Source organism: Microcystis sp. M53602_WE12 (genome assembly GCF_030065455.1).
GTDB classification, from domain to species: Bacteria; Cyanobacteriota; Cyanobacteriia; order Cyanobacteriales; family Microcystaceae; genus Microcystis; species Microcystis aeruginosa.
On record NZ_JASJFB010000517.1, the window covers coordinates 1 to 7,382 of the forward strand.

At 43.3% G+C, this 7,382-nt stretch carries 5 protein-coding genes; 2 read left to right on the forward strand and 3 right to left on the reverse strand.

All coding sequences use genetic code 11. The features are described 5' to 3' along the window. Positions 1-125: 125 nt before the first annotated feature. Together PX482_RS16940 and PX482_RS16945 are read left to right on the forward strand one after the other, a co-directional pair. Positions 126-1,715 carry a GspE/PulE family protein gene (locus PX482_RS16940; RefSeq protein ID WP_002759583.1) on the forward strand — a complete coding sequence of 530 codons (1,590 nt, stop codon included), beginning with the start codon at positions 126-128 and terminating at the stop codon, positions 1,713-1,715. Between the two features lie 65 nt (positions 1,716-1,780). Then, a complete protein-coding gene (locus PX482_RS16945) occupies positions 1,781-2,071 on the forward strand; it encodes a DUF3082 domain-containing protein (RefSeq protein ID WP_002786666.1) in 291 nt (96 codons plus the stop codon). An 88-nt stretch (positions 2,072-2,159) separates the two neighbouring features. Here PX482_RS16945 and PX482_RS16950 read toward each other — a convergent pair whose 3' ends face one another. The 3 genes from PX482_RS16950 to PX482_RS16960 form a co-directional block, all read right to left on the reverse strand. Continuing rightward, the gene (locus PX482_RS16950; RefSeq protein ID WP_002759584.1) at positions 2,160-3,809 is read right to left on the reverse strand and encodes an alpha/beta hydrolase; all 1,650 of its coding nucleotides are present in this window, start codon (positions 3,807-3,809) and stop codon (positions 2,160-2,162) included. Between the two features lie 215 nt (positions 3,810-4,024). Further along, positions 4,025-5,683 (reverse strand): Ppx/GppA phosphatase family protein, encoded by a 1,659-nt coding sequence (locus PX482_RS16955; protein ID WP_002759586.1) that lies wholly within the window; start codon positions 5,681-5,683, stop codon positions 4,025-4,027. Between the two features lie 110 nt (positions 5,684-5,793). Continuing rightward, entirely contained in the window at positions 5,794-7,005 is a 1,212-nt protein-coding gene (locus PX482_RS16960) for a pentapeptide repeat-containing protein (protein ID WP_223213003.1), read from the reverse strand. Positions 7,006-7,382 lie beyond the last annotated feature (377 nt).

Sequence of the window (7,382 nt, forward strand, 5' to 3'; positions counted from 1 at the left end):
AAGACCTCTTGCATAAATCCGAAAACAAACGATAGAAACAATAATGGGAGGGACTTTCAGTTAATTATTTATTAGTAGTTGATAATCTTCAAAAATGTTGCTGTACAAGGATCGACTTAAGACTTTTGCAAGAGGTCTATAATATCCTGGTTCAAGCCATCGAAAGTAAAGCGACGGAAATTCACCTAGAACCCCAAGAAAATCAATTAACTGTCCGTTTTCGCCAAGATGGTCTCCTGCGTTCTGCCTGGGAACCGATTTCTCCAGAAGCGACCCCAGGGATTATCTCACGGTTAAAAATTCTGGCTAACCTCGATTTCAGCGAAAAATCGCGCCCCCAACAGGGAAAAATGACCATAACTTTTTCCGGTCGCAAAATAGATTTTCGTCTCCACACCCTACCTCGTCAACAGGGAGAAAAAATTCTGCTGCGGGTTTTTGATTCTCGATCCCCACTTTGGCCCCTCGATGAGTTGATTGCTAGCCAAGAAACCTGTAAACTGGTACGCACCATGATTGATCGCCAGGCGGGGTTAATTCTGCTCACCGCACCGGCCAGAGGCGGCTGTTCCACCAGTTTCTATTCTCTACTAGCCCATCGAAACCGGGGTGGGGTTAATATCGCTACCCTGGAAACCTCGATCGAACGCAGCCTTAATGGTATTACCCAAGTGGAAATCGCTGATGGTCAAGGCCAAGATTATGCCTCGATTTTGCCCTCTTTCCGGAATCAAGACCTAGACATCATCGGCATCGATCGCCTGGCGGATTCTTCCACCCTTACCCATGCTCTAGAAGCGGCTTTGACTGGACATTTAGTTATTTCTAGTTTACCCCTCAATGATGCCTTTGCTGCGATCGCTCGCCTCAATCAATTAGCGGAGCCGGCCTTAGTGGCTGATACCCTCATTGGAGTGATCAATCAAAGACTGGTGCGACGGGTTTGTCCGGTTTGTCGGCTGAAACATCAACCAAAAAGGGAAGAATTAGCTAAATTTGGTCTTTCTCCCGCCCAAGCTGCTCAATACAGCTTTTATAAAGCTAATTCCCTCACTGCCGAAGAAATCATCCAAGCGCGGGAAAAAGGCAGATTATGCCGTCATTGTCACGGCATCGGTTATCAGTCCCAGATCGGGGTCTTTGAAGTGATCACGATTACCCCTCACCTCAAAACTTTCATCGCTGCGAAGAAACCCGCCGATATGCTCAAAAAAGCGGCAACACAGGCAGGATTTAAGTCTCTCCTCACCTACGGTTTAGAATTAGTCTGTCAAGGTTATACTACCCTAGAGGAAATCGAGCGCGTCATAGCTGATCAATTCACTTTGCCCCCCCTCTCTGCTGCCAATAATCCTGAGATTCCCTCGGATGTTTTCGGGAGAATCGAGGCGATCGAGCAGTTATTAAAAGCTCTCAATGGTGAATTACAGTCATTAAAGCAAGAAATTAACCTAAATTCGCTCAAAAATTCTCCTAAGAGCGCAAATACAACTATTCTCGACCAGGAGTTACCTGATTTGACTAATCTAGTCCTTTCTTCCCAAAACTGGTCATCGGACAAGGAAACGATCGTTTTCGCTGCCCCTGTTTATGAGGAGTTAACCGACCCCGGCGATTGGGAACAGTTAAAACGGGAACTAGACCAGAATCAAGACCTGATCGCCTCCTCGCAAGTCGATACTTCTTTTCCTTCCGTCCTCGATCCTTGGTCCTAGTCGGGTAAAATGCTGGGGAAAAGAATTAAAATTTAACCTGGGCAATATTTGAGGACTAAAAAGGAATGACCACAGAATTAGAAACCAAAAAAGTTACTCCTACTCGCTGTTTAGTTGGCGCAGCAATTTCGGCAGCATTGGGGACAATTCTCTATTATCTCACGGCAGCGATCGGTCATTCTTTTTACTCAAAACCAATGGTTGCTCACAGTCCGATCGCCTTGAGAATTGGCAGCGCTGTCCGCACTTTAGTTTTTGGTTTAGCTTCTCTAGGAACCTTTATTTTTGCTTTTGTCACCATTGGTTTAATTCTTTTGGCTATCCAATTACTACTTAAACGCCCTCAACAAACATAAATTATGAATTATGAATTGGAAGTGGGGAAGTGGGGAGCTTTTCAGTGATCAGTAAACAGTAAACAGTGAACTGATAACTGATAACTGATTAACGGACATTTTGAGCGGTAAAATCTTCGATGAGTTGTTCTAAAGCGGCCGAGGAGGCGCGGGTAATCAGAAAACATCGAAACTCTTGGCCTTGACTGAGATATTGGGAATAGGCCGCCTGTAAAAAAGGTTTATAGCCGGGGTTTTTGCGAATATACACCTCAAAAAAGGCCAAAGATAGAGAATGGGCGTAACTATCGATCAGATATGGTGCGGGCAGGGTAAGATCGGCTACGGATTCGATCGCTTCGTTAATTCCCGCATCTAGTACCGAAAAATCGACGTGAGCTTGACCTTCAATCAGAGCTAAATATTTATTTTCGGTGTTGAGCAGGGGAAAAGAGCGCACCTGTTCAAAAATAGCGGGGGTAGCGGGATCGTAGGTTCCTGCCGCTACAAAAGTGGGAATTTCGATCTTAGCCAGTCCTTTAGCCCCGAAAATACTCCAATTAAACGGATTAACCGCAAAAATCGCTTTTATTCTCGGATCGCGAAAGTTGTATTCTTCTCGCGGTAAATCCAAAGCACGACACTGCAGCAAGAGGGAGACATTGAGAAAAGCCAATCTTCTTTGGCAGTCCCGTTGTAAATTCTCGAAATCGATTGTCGCTCCACCCACAGCTAAGGCTGTATAACCGCCGAAGGAATGTCCACCAACTCCCACATTATCTACATCTAATTGCCCCTGAAATTCCCCCGCGTTGCGTCTTTGCAATTCATCGATCACAAAAGATATGTCCAATGGACGATTGACAAATTCGTTGGTATAAAAAACCGTCCGCGATAAACCAGCGAGCAGATTCTGCACCTGTAGGGTATCGCTGCCGGGGTGTTGGGGTATGGCGACGAGATAACCGTAACTAGCCCAATGTTCCGCTTGTCGGACAAAATCTTCAGGACGAGAAGCTAAACCGTGGGAAAAGACGATAACGGGGGTTTTCTGGGTTAATTGCCCCTTGGGTTTGACAATAATTAGATAAAGTTCCCTCTGACGACGGCTATCGGTTAAATCCAGCCGCATCTGTTCCACTTGTTGCGGTCCGGGTTGTCGGGGGTCAGTCATGGCGGTAAAATTAATTTCACCGGCCTTTTTAGCTTCTTCTAAGGATAATTGCGCCACCTTTTCCGTGAATACTGTGGTGGCTTTCAGGACGACATCGATCGCCCGAGCTAGTCTTTGCACTTTTGTCACATCAATCTGCATATTAGTGGGCAGATTACGCAGCAGATTAAGAATAGTTACCCCTCCCGGTTCAAAAGCCGATTTAATTAGGGCAGAACGCAGGGCAAATTTACCATTAATACCCCCTTGAATGGTGATCAGTTCCCCTAAAAGGTTGAGAATATCTTCCCCCATTCTGGTGTTAAAAAAGCGCGAGATCAGGACGGGATTAATTTCTTTACTTGTGGTTAAAGCTTGCCGAAATTCTTTTTGTTGTTCCGCAGTTGTATTACCTAAATATTGTCCTAGATTAGCGTCAATTCTGCCAGTTTTGGCAAACTTTTCTAGGGAACTAATTTCTAGGGTACGACTAAAGGGCGCTAAGATAAAAGTGATTCTCTCGGCCGAGAGGACAGGGAAGCTAGTCAGTATTGTTCCTAAGCAACCCAGAGCGATCAAGCGACCGATTTTAGCTAATTGCAACAAGTTTTTCTGCTCCTTTTCTTCCTGCGTTCCTATTCCCTCTGCATTATAACAGTAACTTCGCAGTTTTTAACGTTTTTTTTGCTTGACTATCAACAAAAATTATCAATTTGCCACGGTCGATAATCTTGACCTAGAATAACGGGTAACAAGTCTCGAAAATTCCAATCTCGCCGATTTCAAGCTACCTAATACCGGCGGTAGTCAATGATAACCGCTCACTGCTCATTATTTAAGGGTAAAAATGCCAAAGTTGCCACTACTTTCACCCCAAATTCTTCCTCAAAAACAGGTTTTTTATAGTCTAAACTCCACAATTCTAAAGCACAATCATCTTCAGCATTATTGGGAAAAAGATGCAGATGTAGGGTTCTATATTCAGGATCATACTTACATTCAATCTTTTTAATCGCTCCTATTTGTCGTCGATCTAAAGCCACGGCCAAGCGCAGTATAGCACTTAAATGTCTGACCATATACTGATAATATTCCGTTAATTTCATAAAATCATCGTGTCTTTTCTTCGGTTTACTTTTGCGGTGATAACGAGCGATATTAGCGATAACTTCTAACTCTGTTTCTGTATAGCCCAACAGTTCACCATTGCGAATTAAATAATAGGAATGTTTATGATGGGCAGCATGACTAACATATAAACCACTATTATGTAAAATTGCCGCCGCCCATAATAGATCTTTAGCCTCCTGATTCCAGGAATGTAATTGACCTTGAGTTTGCTCGAACAAAGACAGGGAAAATGCCGCTATTCTCTCAGCAGATTCTAAATTAACTTGATACTTTTTCGCTATTTTCAAGACACTGCGCTGACGGATTTCACTCTGATAAAGTAACCGATTATCAATTAACCCGTGCGTCAGCATCCAATCGACGATTACCCCTTCTCGCAAGGCCCTTTCACAGAGAACTAACTTATCAACATCTAACATGGTCATCGCTTCCAAAAGCACGATCGAACCGGCTAGAATTATCTCAGCCCGTTTATCGGACATCCCCAGAATTGCCAGTCTTTGGTGATAGTCCAAAGTGGCGAAACGTTTGACTAATTCTTTGACATCTTTGCGGGTTAATTGATAGCCATTTAAAGGATTGGGAATTTCCCCCAATTTCTCCAAAGCATGGATAGTCATCAAAGTTTCGATCGTCCCAGAAGTTCCCACTAAACGCGGCACTTCTCCCAGCTGTAAATGATGTTTAATTTCCTCTACTGCCCGCTCTAACATTCCGCGGGTGTATGCTCTTAAATAGGCCAATTCTGTGGTACTAATGGGATCGGTGGTGATCAAATCTTGGGTCAAACGCACCGCGCCGATTTTGGTACTACTAAGAAAGCGAATTTCTTGACTATCAGCTAAGATTAATTCTGTGGAACCACCACCGATATCGATAATAATATGGGCTTGATTTTGGAAATCCATTCCCGAGACGACACCGAGATAAATCCGGCGCGCTTCCTCCTGTCCGGAGATGAGATTTACAGAAATACCGACTTCTTTCTCGATTAAAGCCAAAAATTCGTCGCCGTTGGTCGCTTCCCGGGTGGCGCTAGTGGCAACAGCGATAATCTGATCCGCATGGAGACTAATAGCCAGATCGTGACAGCGTTTTAAAGCGGCGATCGCTCTTTCCATGGCCGCTAGGGTTAATTTACCAGTTTTCCTATCTCGATCGCCCAGACGGACTGTATCCTTTTCTCTGGCAATAATCGTAAAAGCGGGTAAAGACGGTTCAATTTTCACCACTACCATGTGAACCGAATTCGTACCAATATCAATCGCCGCTAGGATTTGGACATCGGGGACTTTTGCCTGGGGCGCTAGTTCCCGATTGGGTGTAACTTGATTAGAAATATTCACCATCGCTTATCAGTGATCAGTTACCAGTCGGGGGATAGGTGTTAAGGCTGGTCTTATTATCCCTCTAATTGTCCGCCTCGGCGCAGCAATTTTAGCTTTGTATAGCAGTTGTCCTATTCGTCAATATACAATTTTCGCTGCTCCAGGGCCAATTGCCGGAATTCCCCTTCCCCAAATTCTCCCTCCCTGGGACGGCGCTCTCCCTCGGACTCGACTAAATAGATATAATCACAATCAACCCCTTCTAAATTGGTATTTTCGGCGATTTTCCAAGCTTCGATACAAGCGCCCGTCAGGGTGGCTCCCTGTAAATTGGCTCTCATCACGTTACTATGGGCTAAATTTGCCCCTTCTAGATTAGCGTAGGCTAAATTTGCCTCGCTCAAATTTGCCCTATTCAGGTTGGCATTTTTGAAGTTAAACCCAGAAAGATTTAGTCCGCGAAAATTATAGCCAATATAAGCTTTATTTTCCCCTTGACCAGTAACCAGAAGATTTCTAATCGCAACTTCGTCCAGAATTGTCTTTTCCCGACGCGCTCGCTCGATGCCCGATACCAGATAAAATCGAGTTCTAGTTAAATCTTTTGCCCTTAAATCGGTGGCTTTTAATTGCGCTCCTGTGAAATCAGCTTCTTTAAGATTTGCTCCGCAAAAATTTGTACCTTGACTGGCTAAAAAAGCAATTGCTATCGATTTCGCCATCGTTTCTCTTGATTCTTCTAGGGATAACCAAGCCAGATAAGCGGTGAATAAAGTACCACAAACCCCAACAATCAAAGCTATAGAAAAAGTTCCATTCATCACGGCTATTCCTGCTAATGCTCTCTGAAAAGCTAGTATAATTACTGTTAATAAACTTAAAATTAAGCTGATAAAAATTGCTAGGATAAAACTTGTTGATTGACCAGAAATCAAGGATAAAACTAAGGGTAATCCCCCAACTCGCTGACGATAAAATCTTCCGTAAATTAGGGATAAAATCGTGATTATCACCGCAGCAATGATTTTAAATTGGCTTACATCCGTCACCAGCATTAAAGCTAGATAATAACCAGCTAATCCCCACAGATAGCCGCAGAAAGCCGCTATTAACCAAGAAATTAAAATTAATTGTAGCCGACCGCGCTTTAGTAATCCTGCCCTGGCCTCGGTAAATTTAGTTCTCTCTAAAATAGCCCCTTGAAAATTAGTACCACGCAGATCTGCTTGACTAAAATTAGCCCCGGATAAATTCTGTCCGTGAAAACACTGTCCTTTTAATTTTACTCCTGTAAAATTGCGTTTCCCTTTGGCATATAAATCCAGTACCTCACTTGCTTTCATAGAAATTACGGAGGTCTGTTTTTTGCTTGATTGATTAATGTAATTCATAACAACTAAGTAAGTAAGTGGTTATAATTAAATTGAAGATAGATTTTGTCTTTGATCCTCCCTGCCCCCCTTAATACTAGGGCCGATTCATAGTAGGGTTGATTCATGAATCAACCCTACCCTTCTATCCCTTATAGGGATCTTTCTTAACAATTTTTTCATTAAGCACTCCAACTCTTATCCTGACTTGATTTCAGTTTTTTCTTTGTCAGTAAGGGTGTCAACAAGGAATATTACAAATTGTTAACCGAGTCTTGAAAGCGTTGTGCTACAAAGGTTTGAAATGTTAAGAAAGATGTGACTAATGGACAGCCTTGATAAGGGGGGTG